Origin of the sequence: Acinetobacter equi, from assembly GCF_001307195.1 — a bacterium.
GTDB classification, from domain to species: Bacteria; Pseudomonadota; Gammaproteobacteria; order Pseudomonadales; family Moraxellaceae; genus Acinetobacter; species Acinetobacter equi.
This window is the reverse complement of the sequence record NZ_CP012808.1, coordinates 2,040,948-2,058,034: the sequence shown is the minus strand read 5'-3', so window position 1 is coordinate 2,058,034 and position 17,087 is coordinate 2,040,948. Positions and strand designations below refer to the sequence as shown.

The window sequence follows — 17,087 nt, the reverse complement described above, 5'->3', positions numbered from 1 at the left end:
CTTACAGTCTCTTTAATTACGTAGCTTGTATGACTTATGAATTTTAAATATTTTGCCTTTGGCATCAGCTTACTTTTTGCAATGATTCTTGTGGTCTTTGCTATGACCATGATTGGTTATCAATTTTTAGATAAACAACAGCTTGAAGCGATTATTAATCCTACATTTTTTACTGGATTTGTCGTGATAGGTTATTTTCTTGCACATAAAGCAGCACCTAATAAATATATTCACTCAACTATTTTAGCATTGATTATTGTTGCTTTTATTGCTTTGTTTTTAGATGTTTTTAAGCAAATTCCTCAACAGCTTTGGAAGTTTTTAGGTGCTAGTTTTTTATTACTGCAATTTGGAATTTTGATTAATCTCACCCTTATGCGTTTACTAAAAAAATAAAAATATGTTTAATCCAACCACCTTCGGGTGGTTTTTTATTTGTGGATAAATAATTTTCTCTTTAAATATTTTCACATTGTAACGTTATCAACAATCAAACTTTAGAATATCAAATTTTCTCAATTTCCTCGCTACAATTAGAGAGGAAATCGATCATAATTTTTTAAATACGCTATTTATCATCAAAAATATACATTATTTGGTAAATCGACTTGATTTACTAATAAATTCCCAACAGCATATGCTTTAAATTGAGCAGGATTATGAGAGGCCAATGTACGAATATTGCGCCAATGACGGTCTAAATCATATTTTAATCGTGTAGATGAAGCACCTGTAACATCAAACAACTGACCTGCTGCTTTTAATGCTAAAGGCTCAATCGCAATTTTGACCAGAGAAGCTTCTAATGCTGCCTGATGACTTAAGGCATAATCTGTCACACCATTGACTGTACTTTTAAATGCGCAATCTTGTGCATGTGCTGCATTTAATACAGCATTCTCAATAATATAAGCAGATGCTGCAATTTCCCCTACTGTTTCCAATAATAAAGGATCTTTCTGCGGTGCTTGACTCACAGCATAAACAAATGTTCGTTGTCTTTTTTGTACCAACTCTATGGCTTCTCGCGAAATTGCTTTTACAATTCCCGCAACAATTGAATGTAATAGCAATTGTGTGAATGGTTTAAATTTTACTTGTTCTGCTAAAACACTATAAATTTCATGCTTATATACTTTTACATGTTCAAAGGTTGTTGTTCCACTGGCTGTAAATTTTTGTCCAATTCCATCCCAATCATCTAATCGTGTTACACCTTCACGGTCTGTAGGAACAATTACCGATAAAGATTGACCTTGCTCATCATTAACACGAATCGAGACATAATCTGCATACAATGTGCCTGTTGAAAATATTTTAGTTCCAGAAACTTCATAGTTGCCATTTACTTGAACCAACTTAGTGTGATATTCACCATTGCCAACAACAGCTGCACTCACAGGCTCAGTGAAAGCATTGCCAATAATTTGACCTTGCAAAATTTTTTCAATCCAATAGCTCTGAAATTCTTCATGATTTGAACGTAAAAGATCTTCTACAAACTGAAAATGTGAACGTAAAATTTGTGGAATGTCATTATCAAATTGTGCTATTTCAATAAAAACTTTAAATAACTCTTCAATACTTAGTCCCTTACCACCTAATTCCACTGGCAAACGTAATGCACCTAATTTGATTTTTTTTATATATTCAACTGCCTTATACGGTGCAGCACCACCACCTCTTTGCCTTTCAGCAGCATCTTCTTCCAAAAAATTAAGAAAATCTATAAACTCTTGGCTTTGAATATAATCATACTTTCGATTAATTTTATTTTGACTTGGATCAATAAATACAGTCATCGTATGCCCTCAATATTTAAAAATATACATATGAATAGCAAACAGATTATTTTTAATTTTATAAAATCAAAAGAAAACAAAAATGCTTAGTTATTAACTTTTTTAGATATCTTTTTAATGAATATCTATTGATTAAAATTTACATAAAAAAAAGAGGCATTAAGCCTCTTTTTTAATCAAACTAAATCATTCAAAAACTAAGCTGATTCAATTTCATTTGGATTTTTCAATTCTGTCATTGGCCACCGTGGTGTCGTTGTAACAGCTAAACCATCATGTTGACCTGCTTTTAAACGCTGATAACCAGCAAAAGCAATCATCGCTCCATTATCTGTACAAAGCGCAGGCTCTGCATAATAAACAGTTGCTTTAATTTTAGCTAAATCTGCTTCTAAACGTTCACGTAAACGTTTATTTGCACTCACACCACCAGCAATAACTAAGCGTTTTAAACCAGTTTGTTTCAGTGCTTTTACAGATTTTTTAACTAAAGTATCTACAATTGCTTCTTGGAAACTAGCCGCAATATCTGCATCACGATTCTCACCATTTAGTTTTTTCATTTGTACAGAAACTGCTGTTTTCAATCCACTAAATGAAAAAGTTAAATCTTGATGTAGCATTGGACGGGGAAATGCAAATGCATTAGGATCGCCATTTTCTGCAAGTTTAGAAATATTTGGACCACCTGGATATGGAAGTCCCATCATTTTTGCTACTTTATCAAATGCTTCTCCTGCCGCATCATCAATCGACTCACCCAATAACTCATATTGACCAATTCCATAAGCTGCCATGAGTTGAGAGTGTCCACCTGAGACTAAAAGAGCAACAAATGGAAATTTTGGAGGAGTTTTTGATAAAAGTGGTGCCAGCATATGTCCTTCCATATGATGTACCCCAATCGCTGGCTTATTTAACGCAAAAGCTAAAGTGCGCCCAAATAAAGCACCTGTCATTAATGCACCCATTAAGCCTGGTCCGCGTGTATACGCCACTGCATCAATTTCAGATTTCTTCACACCACTTTGCTCAAGTAGTTGATTAATTAATGGAATTAACTTACGAACATGATCTCGTGATGCTAATTCAGGAACTACACCACCATATTCTGCATGCAGTTTAATCTGGCTGTACAGTACTTGTCCGCGCAACCCTTGCTCACTGTCATACAATGCAAGTCCAGTCTCATCACACGAAGTTTCTAAGCCCAAAACGATCATTAAACTGCCTATAACCTATATCAATTTTATGCACTTACTATTATAGACTTGTGGTATGAGATGTAAATGAGTAAAATACTGACCTTCACTTGTGATCGAAGGCAATTTCGCCTGAGATCTTATCCATAACTTAATGAGGATTCTTCATGCCACAAGTTAAATTGAAAGAAGGCGAACCAGTAGACGTAGCTATCCGTCGTTTTAAACGTTCTTGCGAAAAAGCAGGTGTTTTAGCTGACGTTCGTAAACGTGAATTCTACGAAAAACCAACTCAAGAGCGTAAACGTAAAAAAGCTGCTGCTGTTAAACGTTACCAAAAGAAATTGGCTCGCGAATCAATTCGTACTACACGCCTTTACTAAGATTAATTTGTGATTGACTGCTTGGAATAAATAATGACTACTTTAAAAAACCAAATAACTGAAGTTTTAAAAGCAACAATGCGTGCTAAAGAAATGGATAAGTTGACGGTCATACGTAGTCTGCAAGCGGCAATTAAGCAAATTGAAGTCGATGATCGTATTGAACTTAATGATCAACAAGTTCTTGCGGTCATTGAAAAGCAAATAAAACAACGTAAAGAATCGATCAAAGCCTTTGAAGGTGCTGGTCGTGAAGATTTAGCTAGTAAGGAACAAGCTGAAGTTGATGTTTTATCTCAATTTCTACCAGAAGCTATGACTGAGGAAGAGCTTGATTCCATCATTGCGCAAACTATTGCTGCGCAAGAAGCTACTAGCATGAAAGATATGGGTAAGGTGATGAACTCTCTGCGTCCGCTCATAGCCGGGCGCGCCGATCCTGCTCAAGTTTCTGCAAAAATTAAAGCAAAGCTTGCTTAATTTCATCTAAATCAAAATTACGTTGAACTGTCTTTTTTAAAAACAGTTCAATCTATTTAATTTTTATTCAATACATAAAAAATCAGGCTTATCTTGTAGATATGCGAGATCTCTTGGTTTAGGAACATCTCCTTTTGTAATCGTGCCTAAACGCAATCGTATAATATTCAGCAAATCTTTCCGATATGAATAAATTGGGCTACCACATTTATTACAAAAAACCCGAGCCTTTAGTTTTGTGTGAAAATATTCAGTTAAACTTTGTTCACCAGACAAAATTCTAAATTTTTTTTGATCAATTGGACTATTCCATCCTCCAAATGCACCTTGTGCTTGCTGACAGTCTCGGCAAAAACAAACAATTGATTTTTCAATCACATCATTATACTCATACCGAACAGTTCCACATAAACATTGTCCTTTGATCATAACAACATCCTTATTGCATTCATCAATTAAATTTTAGCTGTAATTTCTTGCTGCATTTCACGAATACGTTTTTTTAATTTAGCTGACATTGATTGATTATCTTTACTTAATCTTTCTGCTTGTAAAAGTGATTTAACTGCTTCTTGCTCCAATCCAGACCAAAATTGAGCTTCAGCACGATAACGCAAAACATCAACTGCCTGTAATGGATTAGCTTTATCTTCATTTGCAGCATAATACATAAGTTCCCACCCTAAAACATCTTGAGGGTTTTTCTGCACAAATTTTTGCACAATTTTTTGAGCTTCATTTGGTTGATTTAAGCGAATATATGTTTCTGCTAATTTGTAATTTAAAGCACGATTTTCTGGCGTAATTTTAGCTATCGACTGAATTGTATTTAAAGCCAAATCAGGATGATTTTGTCCTAAATAAATATCTGTTTGTATTATTGAAATAAGATTATGTTGTTTATTATGCAATTTCACTGTATTCAATGTATCTTGCGCTTTCGAATAATCACCAGACTTTTGATAATATGCCGCAAGTGCCAGTTGTCCTGCAAAATTATTTTGTTTTGCTAAAGACAATAATTTTTGCTCACTTGCCTGTTGAGAAATAACAGCAGTATATAATTTAAGTATGTCAAAATCTTCTTGATTTCTAGGCTTATGAATTTTAGGTAACTGATTAGCACGTAATCTAGCTTCACTCATACGTTGACTTGTCAAAGGATGTGTTAGCCAAAAATCAGGTAAAAAACTCACACGGCTTGTTTCTCTGTGCATCACTTCAAAAAAATCTGCCATACTTTGAGGGTTATATCCAAGTGCATACATATATTGCATACCAATACGATCAGCTTCTCGCTCTTGGTTACGGCTATAGTTTAGCTGTTTATCCATAATTGCAGCTTGTGAACCCAACATTAATGCTGTTCCCGCATCACCACTGCCTTGGGTGGCTACAAGTGCTCCAACAAGAATACCAGCCAAAGCGAGAAGTCCTTGACCCTTAAATGCTTCCTGCGAGCGACTATAATGACGCTGTGAGACATGTGCAACCTCATGTGCCATAACCCCTACAACTTCATCTAAATTACGAGCATGCGTAATAAGCCCTGCATTTAAAGCAAATAATCCACCTGGCACAGCAAAAGCATTAATTTGTCGATCATTAATGAGTAAGAGCCCAACTGGCTTACCTAACTGAGTTTGAGTAAGTAGCTGAGAAAAAGTTGAAAATAGTTGATCTTCCAACCAAGGATCTTGAATTACAGGCATTACACGATAAACTTCGCGATACACCTTTGTACCAATTTGTGCTTCGCGTTGTTTATCTAAAAATCCAACACCACTTGCAATTTCTGGCACCTCAAATTTAGGTACATAAGAAAATGGATTTGTATCTGCAAAGGAAGATGAAGCCATTAAACTTAAGCTACAAGCAAGTATCCAACCTTTCAATTCTTTTCTCTATATAATTGTTGAGGGATAAAAGACTCAATATAGCATTGAATAAAGTACAAAAATGCAATGAAGTGTTAACTTTCTTAATTTTTAAATTATACGATCCATTTATTTTTGACTTTTTATGCAATAAATCTTTAGAATTAATTTCCATTTTTCATCATTTCGCACAACTTAAAATTTATATAAATATGCAAAAATTAAAATTATATAGTGATCATTTTGTTAGTTTATTATCCAATTTTCATTATTTTGTTTTATTTTTATTCAAACAAAACAAAACATTTATATCTTCTATATAAAATCGTTTGACACCCTCCTATTTTCACCCTAATATACGCCCACCTCTGAAACGTCCCTATCGTCTAGAGGCCTAGGACATCGCCCTTTCACGGCGGTAACCGGGGTTCGAATCCCCGTAGGGACGCCAATTTCAGAAGTAAAAATTTATTAAGTCCCTATCGTCTAGAGGCCTAGGACATCGCCCTTTCACGGCGGTAACCGGGGTTCGAATCCCCGTAGGGACGCCATTAAATTTCTAGTAGATTATATGGTTTTAAATTCTTTTACTTCTTACGTCCCTATCGTCTAGAGGCCTAGGACATCGCCCTTTCACGGCGGTAACCGGGGTTCGAATCCCCGTAGGGACGCCATATATTTTGAAGAAAATATGTGGGTTAAAACTTACTTATTTGTCCCTATCGTCTAGAGGCCTAGGACATCGCCCTTTCACGGCGGTAACCGGGGTTCGAATCCCCGTAGGGACGCCATATTCGAAATCTTAAAATTTCATTAAAAAGCCCAAGCATTATGACTTGGGCTTTTTAATGTCTAGAAAGGCTATAGACTTATATTGATTCTTAATTAGTGTGGCAATTGAGTTTTATTTTCTTACTATTTTTTGAATAGCAAATATCAACAGAACCTAATTTTTTACCACTTCTTTTAACAACTCTGAATCATAAATTGATTTTGGAGAAATGACTATTTCATTCCATGGAGTACTTTCACCATAACGTTGTTTCATTAATTGTTTTACTCTAGGTTCATTCAAATTAAACTGCTTTAATGTTTCTAATGGTGACAATTTTATTCCTAAAGCTTGCTCATAAGCTTTCCACACCAATTCTGAACAATAAATAGCTTGATCATTCCAATTAAAATAAAGGTCATATGGCTTCCCTAAATATTGTTCAGCACTTTTAACCAATTTCTCTTTCTGCTCTTTTGTTAGGTTATCTTTATAACGCTTAACGACATAGTGTTGCTTTTCGCCACGATTAATCCACTGTATTAAAGGTGTATATTTCACAGGTTGAACTGCTTCTAATACCATCACTGAGCCATTTTTATTTACAATAAGCCCCATATAACTATAAGGAGACTCCGTTGCTTTTTGAATTGCTAAACTCTGTTGTGATTTCGATACATGAAAAATAATGTCGCCTGTTTATAAATTTTCTCCAGCCCAACTCAACTGAATAAATAGATAAAAGAGACCAACTAGAATGAATACCAATTGTCTTAACTTCTTTACCATTCTTTTAAAGCCCTATTATTTATATAAACTTAGTTAATATTTTAATTTTATTTACTTATATACAATACGGTATACAAATAAAAAACGCCACATTTGTGACGTTTTTTACATAATAAGTCTCTTTTATTTTGACACTGGAGCTTGTGGAGTTAAAACTTGCCCTGTTGGTGTTACACCATATTGAGAACCAATAGATTGCAAGATCAATCTAGCATCATATGCTTTTGTTGGTGCATCTTGCTCATTTTTATAACATTCAATGTTGTAAGCGATTTCCGCAGGACCTGTTGTCACAGTTTGTGGCATACCATAAAACGGATCACTCCATCCTGGCCCCATTCCACCCATTGGTCCCCAAGGTCCTGGAGCCCATCCAGCATTTGGATAAACAACTTCAGTCTGTGGTTTTCTATTTACAGTTGTTGGACCATTTAAAATCGTAAAATATTGATAACCATTTAGTACAGCTGTTTGAGCAGCTTTAACCAAAGTAATATTTTGAGCTTGAGAATAACTAATACTATCACGTGCTTTATAAGCAATACGGAAAGATTCTTTGCTCAATGGATAAGCAGAAAATTCACCTAATTGGTTAAATGTTAATGGCTGAGTTGGTGCTAATGCACAACCACTCATTGTCATTACCAATGCTAATGCAATTGATGCAGGAATCAACTTCACAATTATTCTCCTCATTTATAATAATAAAATTCGAATTTAAATGATCAAATTTTATGTATGTCTGATGACAGATATAATTTTATATTTCATCTAAAAACCAACACAACAACTATTTATTTCTTTTAATACTTTTAAAACAATAGAATATGATAAATATCACATTAATAATAAAATTAGATAATTAAATTCACTTCTTACTATAAAATTTTATTTTTACTTTAAAAAATATATAGTTTTTATGACATGAAATGAATTTATATATCATCATTAATATTGACTCGCAGCAATTAATTTACGTGTATATTCTGTTTGAGGCTGACTAAATAATAATGATGTTTCCTGAAATTCAATTACTTTTGCATGTCTAAGCACCAATACCTTTTGACATAATGCTTTTACAACTTGTAAATCATGGCTAATAAACAAATAACTAATTAAATACTCTTCTTGTAAACGTCTTAATAATTTTACTATTGCCCGTTGTGTTGTCCGATCTAATGCTGAAGTGGGTTCATCTAATATTAATAATTTAGGTTGTAAAATAAATGCCCGTGCCAAAGCAACTCGCTGACGTTGCCCACCCGATAACTCATGTGGATACCTATGTTTAAAATAAATCGGCAGTTCAACTTTTTCTAAAACTTGCTCTACACGCAATTGTATTTCAGTTTTAGATAAATTCTGTAAATGTAACCCTTCAGCAATGGTTTGCTCTACATTTAAACGAGGGTTTAAGCTACTAAATGGATCTTGAAAAACAATTTGAAAATCAGATCTAAAAGGTCTAAGTTTTTTCTCTGAAAGCTGATTAAGATCAACATCATTTAAAATAATTTTGCCATGACTTTCAATTAGTCGAGCAACAGCTAATGCTAAAGAGGTTTTACCTGAGCCACTTTCCCCCACAATACCAATTGATTCACCTTGTTTTAAAGATAAATCTAACGGCTCAATCGCCACAAAGTAGTCTTTAATTCGATTAAATAAGCCTTGTTTAATTGGAAATTTAACGTCTAAATTATTTAACACCAATAATTCAGTACCATCTATTGGTTTCAGTGCTGTACCAAAATCATGGTCTAATAAATTTTTAGTGTAATTATTTTGCGGTGAGTTAAAAATCATTTCAACATTTCCCTGCTCAACGACCTGTCCTTTTTGCATCACAATAACGTGATTTGCATATTTTTTAACTAGGTTTAAATCATGGCTAATCAAAATCATCGCCATATTTCTTTGTTGTTGCAAAGATTGTAGAAGATTTAAAATTTGCTCTTGTAAGGTCACATCTAATGCTGTGGTTGGTTCATCTGCAATTAAAATATCAGGGTCTAAAGCCAATGCCATTGCAATCATGACACGCTGTCGTTGCCCACCCGATAACTCATGCGGATAACGCTTTAATTTTTCTTCAGGTTCAGGAATACCGACATCTTTTAAAAGTTGAATAATTCTTTCACGTGCCTTTGCTTTTGACCAACCATTCAGCCACAAACTTTCTCCAATAATTTTTTCAACACAATGCAATGGATTTAATGCAGTCATCGGTTCTTGAAAAATCATAGCAATTTTAGCACCACGTATTTGATGCTGCTGAATAGTATTCAGATGAAGTAAATCCTGACCTTCAAATGTTGCTAAACCTAAAATTTTTAATTCACTTGGTAATAATCCCAGAAGCGCCAAACTACTAATCGATTTTCCAGAACCACTTTCACCAACAATGGCCAAAGTTTCCGAAGCATGTAGTTTAAAACTTAAATCATCAACCAAAGTCTGTTGCTGACTTTGAATATGTAAATGCTCTACATTTAGCAGTAATGCTTTATTGACGTCTTGGATCGAATGCATCACGTGTCGCCTCCCCAATATAAATCAATAAAGATAAAACCACTGCTAAAGTCACAAATCCAGAAATCGCAAGCCAAGGCGCTGTTAAGTTTTCTCGACCTTGTGCCAACAATTCACCTAATGATGCAGCATCAGGTGGTAAGCCATATCCTAAAAAGTCCAAAGCAGTTAGTGCTGTAATATTGGCAGTTAATATAAATGGTAATTGAGATAGGCTTGAGCTCATTGCATTAGGTAAAATATGCCTAAACATAATCTTACGATCAGAAACACCTAAACCACGTGCCGCACGAACATAATCAAAATTACGTGCACGTAAAAATTCAGCCCGAACAAGCCCTACCAATGTCGTCCAACCAAAAAGGAGCATAATAACAAACAGCCAATACACGCTAGGCGTAAACATACTGACCAATATCATCACCATGAAAAGCATAGGTAATCCCCCCATACTTCCAACACACGTTGACCAATCAGATCGATCCAACCACCATAGTAACCTTGTATCGCTCCAACAATAATGCCCAAAAATGCCGAGGCAAATGTTAAAGCAAAGCCAAATAAGAGTGAAATACGTAAACCATATAAAATTCGGGCTAGAACATCTCGTCCTTGATCATCTGTTCCTAACCAATTTTGTGCTGTTGGTGGTGATGGAACAGGTACGGCTAAATCTAAATTTGGTGTTTGATAGGAAAATGGAATAATAGGCCAAACTGCCCAACCTTTATCATGAATTAAAGTTTGTACAGCTGGATCTTTATAATCTGCTTCTGTTTCAAAAACACCACCAAAAGCCGTTTCAGGATATGTTCTTAAAACAGGAAAATAATATGATTGATCATATTTCACTATCAAAGGTTTATCATTGGCAATAAATTCAGCCGCCAATGACAATGCAAAAATAACGCTAAAAATAATAAAACAGACATAACCTAATTTATTTTGTTTAAATCGTTGCAGGCGTGCTTTTAAAATAGGAGACATTATTTTGCCCCTCTAGAATCAAAATTAATTCGAGGATCAATCAACTGATACATCACATCACTAATAAGCCTTAAAACCAAACCAATTAAAGTGAAAATAAATAATGTACCAAAAATAACAGGATAATCTCGTTGCGTGATGGCTTCAAAACCGAGTAAGCCTAAACCATCTAAATTAAAAATAACTTCAATAAATAAGTTACCAACAAAGAAAATTCCTATTAACGCTTCAGGTAACCCCGCAATTACAATGAGCATCGCATTACGAAAAACATGCCCATACAACACTCTATTTTCAGAAAGCCCTTTGGAACGAGCGGCAAGTACGTATTGCTTATTTAGCTCTTCCATAAAAGAATATTTTGTTAAATACGTTAAACCCGCAAACCCACCAATCACCATGGCAAAAAGTGGTAAAGCCATATGCCAAAAATAATCTTTAATTTTTCCAAATAAACTTAATTGTGCAAAATTTTCAGATACTAAGCCTTGCAATGGAAACCACTGCCAATATGAACCACCAGCAAAAAATACAATAAGCACAATTGCCAAAGCAAAAGCGGGTATTGCATAGCCAATTGCTAAAACTAAAGACGTCGCTTTATCAAAAGTTAAACCATGTGCTCGTGCTTTTTTAATACCTAATGGAATTGAAATTAAATAAATTAGCAAAGTGCTCCATAACCCTAAGGAAATAGAGACAGGTAATCGCTCAACCAAAAGCTGTGTAACAGGTTTATCTTTAAAAAAACTGGTGCCAAAATCTAAAGTTAAATAACCTTTTAACATTAACCAAAAACGTTCTGTTGCAGGTTTATCAAAGCCATATTGTGCTTCAATTTTTTTAACCATTTCCTCACTTAAGCCCTGTGCTCCCTGATATTGTACTGCATTCATAGATGCAGTCTCTCCACCAGAAACACCCATTCCTCTCGCTTGTTCAATTTGCTGAATCGCTTGCTCTACTGGACCACCAGGAGCAATTTGAACCACAACAAAATTAATAAGCAAAATAAAAAATAGCGTTGGAATAATCAGTAAAAGTCTTTTTAAAATATATGTGCCCATGAGACAATCCTTCCACATTGAGCTATTACTTACGTAAATATTGAGCGACTTTTTTAGCTTCGGTAGCATCAAACCACCAATAATCAATACCAATATCTAATTTTGGTTTCACAGCTGGTTGCTTATACATATTCCAATACGCATACCAATTTTCACTTTTACCATAAGTGAGTATCTGATAATAACCAGATTTTAATAGTCGATCTAACACATGTGTTCTTAAAACTAATTCTTGTCTAGTGGGAGCACGAATTACCCCCTGAATGGCATCATCAATCACTGGGTTTTTAATACCTGCATAATTATAATTTCGGACTTCATCTGCTGCGGCACTTCCCCAGAACTGTGCCTGCTCATTACCAGGTGTTAGGGATTGCGGCATAACATCTGTAGTCATATCAAAATCATAACTATATTTACGCTCGATATATTGTGGTACATCAACATGGCGAATTGTGACTGTTATACCTAATTTTTTCATATTACGAATAAAAGGCATTAATGTCCGTTGTAATCCGTCTTGATGAATTAAAAACTCAATTTTAATAGGTTGACCTTTTTGATCTATCAACTGCCCATTTTTATAGCGATAGCCTGCCTTGATCAATAGTTCACGAGCTTTTAATAATCCTGCCCGATTAAATCCACCACCATCAGACACTGGACTTTTCCAATTTGACAGTACACCTGCTCGCTGAATAGGATCAAGCTTTGCTAAATATGGCTTTAAAATTGCCATTTCTGCTGCACTAGGCAAACCTTTCGCTTCTAACTCACTATTACTAAAATAACTTTGTAATCTTTGATATTTCCCATAAAACAAGGCTCTGTTTTGCCATTCAAAATCATACGCATAACTAACCGCTTGTCTAAATCGAATATCGTTCAATGGCGCACGTCGCGTATTAAACACAAAACTTTGAGTAGGTGCAGGATTCTGATGTTTAAACTCAATTTGTTTAATTAAACCTTGTTTTACAGCAGGAAAGTTGTATTCATTTACCCATTTTCGGGCTGTATTTTCCTCACGAAAAGTATATTGACCTGACTTAAAACCTTCAAAAGCAACATCTATACTCCGATAATATACATATTTAATTGTATCGAAATTATATTTGCCTTTATTAATTGCTAAGTCTTTACCCCAATAATTTGGATTTCGTTTATAACGAATGCTTCGTCCAGAATCAATATGATCAATCACATATGGACCAGACCCCAAAATTGGCTTCATGGTAATACGTGTGAAATCTTTATTCTGCCAATCTTTTTTTGAATAAATTGGCATTTCAGCCAAGATCATTGGCAACTCAATATTATTATTTGATTTAAATATCATCTTAACCTGATGCTTAGATAAAACAACAGTTTGATCTAAGTCAGATAAATAAGTTTGTAATCCAGGGTTAGATTTGGTTTTAAAAGTATCGAAACTAAATTTTACATCTTCTGCCGTAAGTGATGTTCCATCACTAAATTTTGCTTTTGGATTTAAATGAAAAATAACAAATTTAGGCTGTTTCGGATCATACGTGACTTTCTCAGCCAATAAGGGATACATCACCGCAGGCTCATCTAGAGATTTCGTCATTAACGTATCATATAGATATTTATTTCCAGACGTTGGTGTGCCCTTACCATTCATGGTATTTAAATTATCAAATGTTCCTGATTCAGATGTACTGAAATATCCACCTTTAGGTGCTTGGGGATTGGCATAAGGCATTGCCTTTAAACCTATATATTTAGGTATGCCATATAAGGAAATATATGGCGTGGTCTGCAATGCAGACCACGTCATTGATGATAAACAAGAAAAACTTAAGGCAATACATAAAGTTTTTGCAAAAGTTTTAGGCATATTTAGACATATCCTTATGTACAGTTTTCAAATTAAAGATTTGGAACTTTAATCTCTTCACCAATTTTCAACTGTGCACTTGTTTTTATGCCATTGAGTTCAGCTAATTCTGAAACATCTATACCATAACGACCAGCTAAACCAATTAAAGTATCGCCACGCTTTACTTTATAAGTCGTAATTACTTTAGGAATTAAAATCGTTTGTCCTACTTTTAATCCTGCTTTTTGATTTAGATCATTTAATGAAGCAAGTTCAGCAACTGATATTCCAACTCGATTCGCAATAATATGTAAAGATTCACCAGACTTCACAGTATAGTTCTCAGTTTTTTTACTGTTAGTCGCCTTTTTCGTTGATGTTTTATCTGCTTGCTTTTTCACTTCACCTTCAAGCTTTAGCTTTTGACCCACTTTAATATTTGATGCAGAAGATAAGTTATTTAATCCTGTCAAGTCTTCAATTTTAAGCTCATATTTACGTGCAATACTTGCCAAAGTTTCTCCAGAACGCACCACATGCATATCTGGTTTTTTCTCAGTCTGTGACACATTTTTAGTAGCAGATTTTGACTCACCAACAAGCTTTAACTTTTGCCCAACATTTAAATTCGCATTTTTACCAATGCCATTTAAACTCGCAAGATCATCCATATCGATATTATATTTAACAGCAATTCCTGACAACGTATCACCAGATTGAACTGTATAATTTATAGGTGCTTTAGTTACAGCACTCATAGGAACCTTAATTTTTTGACCTGCTTGCAACGTAGAGTTTGTTGTAAAATTATTTAAAGTAGCAAGTTCTGCTACAGTAATTTTAGCACCAGTTGCAATGTTATATAAAGTATCACCTCGCTGAACAGTATAATCTTCTACAGGAGTTGAAGGCTCAGTTTTAGATTCTTTTTTGTTAGTCGTCGATGACTCAGCAACATCTATTGCAGGCACATTAATTTTTTGCCCTACAATCAAACTACTATCCGCATTTAAATTTGGCGTTAAGTCAACTAGTTCTTGAACAGATAAAGCATAACGATCAGCAATAAGTTTTAAATATTCGCCACGCTTAACCATATACGTTTTGGTTGCAATTTTTTTAGTTGCACGATCATTTTTCTTTTCAATCGCTAATTGAGATTTTCCGTTTGTCTTATCAATTAATGAAATTTTTTGTCCAACAATTAAATTACTCGTTGAATTTAAACCATTATAATCTGCCAGTTGTTTAACTGATAAACCAAACTGAGCAGCTACATTGGTTAAGGAGTCGTTCGGTTGAACAATATATGTTTCTAGTTTAGCTTTTGACTTTTCAGCTTCAACTTGGGGCTTTGCATCATACAAATACAGTGTTGCACCTGCATATAAAGTCCCTGTTGGATTAATCTGGTTCCACTGGGCAACATCTCTCCAATTCACTCCATTTTTCGCAGCAATAATTGCTAATGTATCACCAGGAACAACGGTATAAAGTGTACGTTTCCCTTTTGGTACAGTTACGATAACATCAGAATCTGTTTGAATAACATTTTTGCCCTGATTGCGACGAGCCTCATCTGAACTTTCACTCGTATTATTTGCCACAGATCGTGGGTAAGCGAATTCTTTTTTCAATTCTTTACCCTGTTGTTCTGCTACAGATAAACTTGTTTGAATTGCAGTTAACTTAATTTTACCGTCATAAGGATCAACAATTTCTGTTCCTTGCGGAGCAATTTTTTGAATTTCGGCAACAACTTGCTCTTGTTCAGCTTTAGATGCAATAGGTTGTAAAACTTCTTTTACAGTCGCTTTGCTACCATCTGCTTCTACAGCACGTAAAATTTGTGTTTTTTCTGCATCAGAAATTGGGGGTTCAATAGAAATAGGCTTTACATTATTCGCTTGAACAACAGCAACTGGAATACGTGGAGCACTTGGAATATCTGAGTTAGCTGCAAAACTTGCTAATGCGGATGATCCATTTGGCGTATTTACACGAGTATCCTTAATTGTTGGATTTTTTGCTGTAACACCTAAATTCACAACAGGTTTTGGAGGACTTACTACTGTTGTCGATGGTTGATTTGTCGTTGATGTACGACTTAATGTAGTTGAGGAAGCTAGCTCAGGCATTTGAGTTTGTGAGCTTGCTAAAAGTGTAGAAGAACTGGTAGTCGAAAGTTTTTTTAACTTAGCATCAATCGTAGGGCTCAAATCTGCAGGAATTAAAATCTTCATTGGACTATCTGCACCAATAAAATCCCCACGATGACCAGGATTTAATGCATAAATTTCTGCACGGCTTAAGCCTGTAACAGCAGCAATATCATTTAAATTTGCAGTCCCAACTGAAACTTCTCTAAAGTGAGGTCTATTCGCAATTGGTGGTAATGAAACACCATATTCATCTGGATTTTTAATGATTTGTGCAACTGCAATGAAGCGTGGCACATAGTTCATTGTTTCTTGTGGTAATTTTAATGACCAATAATCTGTAGGTAAACCAGCTGCTTTATTACGGTTAATCGCTTGTTGAATTCGCCCTGGACCTGCATTATATGCAGCTAAAGCGAGCTCCCAAGATCCAAACTGATTATATAAACTACCTAAAAACTCATAAGCTGCGCGCGTTGATTCAACAACGTCACGTCGCCCATCATACAATGAGTTTTGGCGCAAACCATAAATTTTCCCTGTACTTGGAATAAATTGCCACAAACCTGCTGCTGCTGCACTACTTGTTGCTGCTGGATCATATGAACTTTCAATTACAGGTAATAGTGCTAATTCCGTTGGTATTCCACGACGTTCAGCCTCTTTCACTGTATGGTATAAATAACGCGAAGCTCGTGCACTTAGTCGATCAATATAAGGCTGACGAGATACAAACCAACTACGCTGAGCATCTATTCGTGGATTCCAAACTTCGGTATCCATTTTGAAGCCTACACGCATACGCTTCCAAACATCACCGTGTTTTAAAATTAATAAACGATCACCCTCGACTGCGCGCATATCTGTTGCAGAAAGAAGACCTTCTAGAGAATCAAGACTATCAGTATCTAAATATCCACTCAGAGAGCTTTTCACGCCCTTTGGACTTTGTGTTTTTGTGACAGTTGAACTTGTTGGTGTAGAAGTACAACCCGTCGTAGCACCTAATGCAATTAATGCTGTTCCTAATACTGTAATTTTAAATAATGATGGTAATGTCGGCTGCCACATGTGTGTGGTTGATTTATACATAAGAAGTCCAAACAACTCGTATACAATTTATTTTTAATATCGCTATTGTAGAGTAGCACCGTGGGGAAACAAGGCAATAATCGAATACCAATACCATATAAA

Annotated in this window: 13 protein-coding genes, 4 tRNA genes and 1 pseudogene; 7 read left to right on the top strand and 11 right to left on the bottom strand. The window is 35.0% G+C overall.

Annotation, left to right across the window (positions count from 1 at the left end; translation table 11 throughout):
* The first annotated feature begins 36 nt into the window (after nucleotides 1–36).
* Entirely contained in the window at nucleotides 37–396 is a 360-nt protein-coding gene (locus AOY20_RS09810; protein ID WP_054581686.1) for a hypothetical protein, read from the top strand.
* 182 nt (nucleotides 397–578) lie between these two features.
* Here the strand turns inward: AOY20_RS09810 and AOY20_RS09805 are convergent, their stop codons facing one another.
* Complete coding sequence (locus tag AOY20_RS09805) at nucleotides 579–1,802, bottom strand: acyl-CoA dehydrogenase family protein (RefSeq protein ID WP_054581685.1); 1,224 nt, start codon at nucleotides 1,800–1,802, stop codon at nucleotides 579–581.
* Nucleotides 1,803–1,999: 197 nt separating this feature from the next.
* Entirely contained in the window at nucleotides 2,000–3,025 is a 1,026-nt protein-coding gene (gene tsaD, locus AOY20_RS09800; RefSeq protein WP_054581684.1) for a tRNA (adenosine(37)-N6)-threonylcarbamoyltransferase complex transferase subunit TsaD, read from the bottom strand.
* Nucleotides 3,026–3,171: 146 nt separating this feature from the next.
* On the opposite strand from tsaD, the gene rpsU reads away from it, so the two are divergent.
* A complete protein-coding gene (gene rpsU, locus AOY20_RS09795) occupies nucleotides 3,172–3,387 on the top strand; it encodes a 30S ribosomal protein S21 (RefSeq protein WP_054581683.1) in 216 nt (71 codons plus the stop codon).
* A gap of 33 nt (nucleotides 3,388–3,420) precedes the next feature.
* A complete protein-coding gene (locus AOY20_RS09790) occupies nucleotides 3,421–3,867 on the top strand; it encodes a GatB/YqeY domain-containing protein (protein WP_054581682.1) in 447 nt (148 codons plus the stop codon).
* Nucleotides 3,868–3,930: 63 nt separating this feature from the next.
* Here the strand turns inward: AOY20_RS09790 and AOY20_RS09785 are convergent, their stop codons facing one another.
* A complete protein-coding gene (locus AOY20_RS09785) occupies nucleotides 3,931–4,296 on the bottom strand; it encodes a GFA family protein (RefSeq protein WP_054581681.1) in 366 nt (121 codons plus the stop codon).
* A 26-nt stretch (nucleotides 4,297–4,322) separates the two neighbouring features.
* On the bottom strand, nucleotides 4,323–5,762 hold the full coding sequence (locus AOY20_RS09780; protein ID WP_054581680.1) for a M48 family metalloprotease: 1,440 nt from the start codon (nucleotides 5,760–5,762) through the stop codon (nucleotides 4,323–4,325).
* Between the two features lie 357 nt (nucleotides 5,763–6,119).
* Here AOY20_RS09780 and AOY20_RS09775 point away from each other — a divergent pair.
* The 4 genes from AOY20_RS09775 (at nucleotide 6,120) to AOY20_RS09760 (ending at nucleotide 6,535) form a co-directional block, all read left to right on the top strand.
* Nucleotides 6,120–6,195 (top strand) — tRNA-Glu (locus AOY20_RS09775).
* A gap of 24 nt (nucleotides 6,196–6,219) precedes the next feature.
* Nucleotides 6,220–6,295, top strand: a tRNA-Glu gene (locus AOY20_RS09770).
* 47 nt (nucleotides 6,296–6,342) lie between these two features.
* A tRNA-Glu gene (locus AOY20_RS09765) sits at nucleotides 6,343–6,418 on the top strand.
* A gap of 41 nt (nucleotides 6,419–6,459) precedes the next feature.
* Nucleotides 6,460–6,535: transfer RNA gene (locus AOY20_RS09760), tRNA-Glu, on the top strand.
* Nucleotides 6,536–6,690: 155 nt separating this feature from the next.
* On the opposite strand, the gene AOY20_RS09755 is transcribed toward AOY20_RS09760, so the two are convergent.
* The 7 genes and pseudogenes from AOY20_RS09755 to AOY20_RS09725 all read right to left on the bottom strand — a co-directional run bounded on the left by AOY20_RS09755 (nucleotide 6,691) and on the right by AOY20_RS09725 (nucleotide 16,985).
* The gene (locus AOY20_RS09755) at nucleotides 6,691–7,203 is read right to left on the bottom strand and encodes a YiiX family permuted papain-like enzyme (RefSeq protein WP_227510397.1); all 513 of its coding nucleotides are present in this window, start codon (nucleotides 7,201–7,203) and stop codon (nucleotides 6,691–6,693) included.
* Nucleotides 7,204–7,428: 225 nt separating this feature from the next.
* A complete protein-coding gene (locus AOY20_RS09750; RefSeq protein ID WP_335334178.1) occupies nucleotides 7,429–7,986 on the bottom strand; it encodes a CC0125/CC1285 family lipoprotein in 558 nt (185 codons plus the stop codon).
* A gap of 267 nt (nucleotides 7,987–8,253) precedes the next feature.
* Nucleotides 8,254–9,837, bottom strand: coding sequence for an ABC transporter ATP-binding protein (locus AOY20_RS09745; protein WP_054581678.1), 1,584 nt, complete (start codon nucleotides 9,835–9,837; stop codon nucleotides 8,254–8,256).
* Nucleotides 9,812–10,824 (bottom strand): annotated as a pseudogene (locus tag AOY20_RS09740) (ABC transporter permease). The gene AOY20_RS09745 and the pseudogene AOY20_RS09740 overlap by 26 nt, the downstream one beginning before the upstream one ends.
* Nucleotides 10,824–11,891: a microcin C ABC transporter permease YejB gene (locus AOY20_RS09735; protein WP_054581677.1), complete on the bottom strand. Its 1,068-nt coding sequence runs from the start codon at nucleotides 11,889–11,891 to the stop codon at nucleotides 10,824–10,826. The pseudogene AOY20_RS09740 and the gene AOY20_RS09735 overlap by 1 nt, the downstream one beginning before the upstream one ends.
* A gap of 25 nt (nucleotides 11,892–11,916) precedes the next feature.
* A complete protein-coding gene (locus tag AOY20_RS09730) occupies nucleotides 11,917–13,752 on the bottom strand; it encodes an extracellular solute-binding protein (protein WP_054581676.1) in 1,836 nt (611 codons plus the stop codon).
* A gap of 32 nt (nucleotides 13,753–13,784) precedes the next feature.
* A complete protein-coding gene (locus AOY20_RS09725) occupies nucleotides 13,785–16,985 on the bottom strand; it encodes a LysM peptidoglycan-binding domain-containing protein (RefSeq protein WP_054581675.1) in 3,201 nt (1,066 codons plus the stop codon).
* Nucleotides 16,986–17,087 lie beyond the last annotated feature (102 nt).

Excerpts from the sequence above, each read along its gene's own strand:
- AOY20_RS09790 (WP_054581682.1), top strand. The coding sequence starts at position 3,421 with ATGACTACTTTAAAAAACCAAATAACTGAAGTTTTAAAAGCAACAATG.
- AOY20_RS09745 (WP_054581678.1), bottom strand. The coding sequence starts at position 9,837 with ATGCATTCGATCCAAGACGTCAATAAAGCATTACTGCTAAATGTAGAG.
- AOY20_RS09735 (WP_054581677.1), bottom strand. The coding sequence starts at position 11,891 with ATGGGCACATATATTTTAAAAAGACTTTTACTGATTATTCCAACGCTA.
- AOY20_RS09785 (WP_054581681.1), bottom strand. The coding sequence starts at position 4,296 with ATGATCAAAGGACAATGTTTATGTGGAACTGTTCGGTATGAGTATAAT.
- tsaD (WP_054581684.1), bottom strand. The coding sequence starts at position 3,025 with ATGATCGTTTTGGGCTTAGAAACTTCGTGTGATGAGACTGGACTTGCA.
- AOY20_RS09810 (WP_054581686.1), top strand. The coding sequence starts at position 37 with ATGAATTTTAAATATTTTGCCTTTGGCATCAGCTTACTTTTTGCAATG.
- rpsU (WP_054581683.1), top strand. The coding sequence starts at position 3,172 with ATGCCACAAGTTAAATTGAAAGAAGGCGAACCAGTAGACGTAGCTATC.
- AOY20_RS09730 (WP_054581676.1), bottom strand. The coding sequence starts at position 13,752 with ATGCCTAAAACTTTTGCAAAAACTTTATGTATTGCCTTAAGTTTTTCT.
- AOY20_RS09805 (WP_054581685.1), bottom strand. The coding sequence starts at position 1,802 with ATGACTGTATTTATTGATCCAAGTCAAAATAAAATTAATCGAAAGTAT.
- AOY20_RS09725 (WP_054581675.1), bottom strand. The coding sequence starts at position 16,985 with ATGTATAAATCAACCACACACATGTGGCAGCCGACATTACCATCATTA.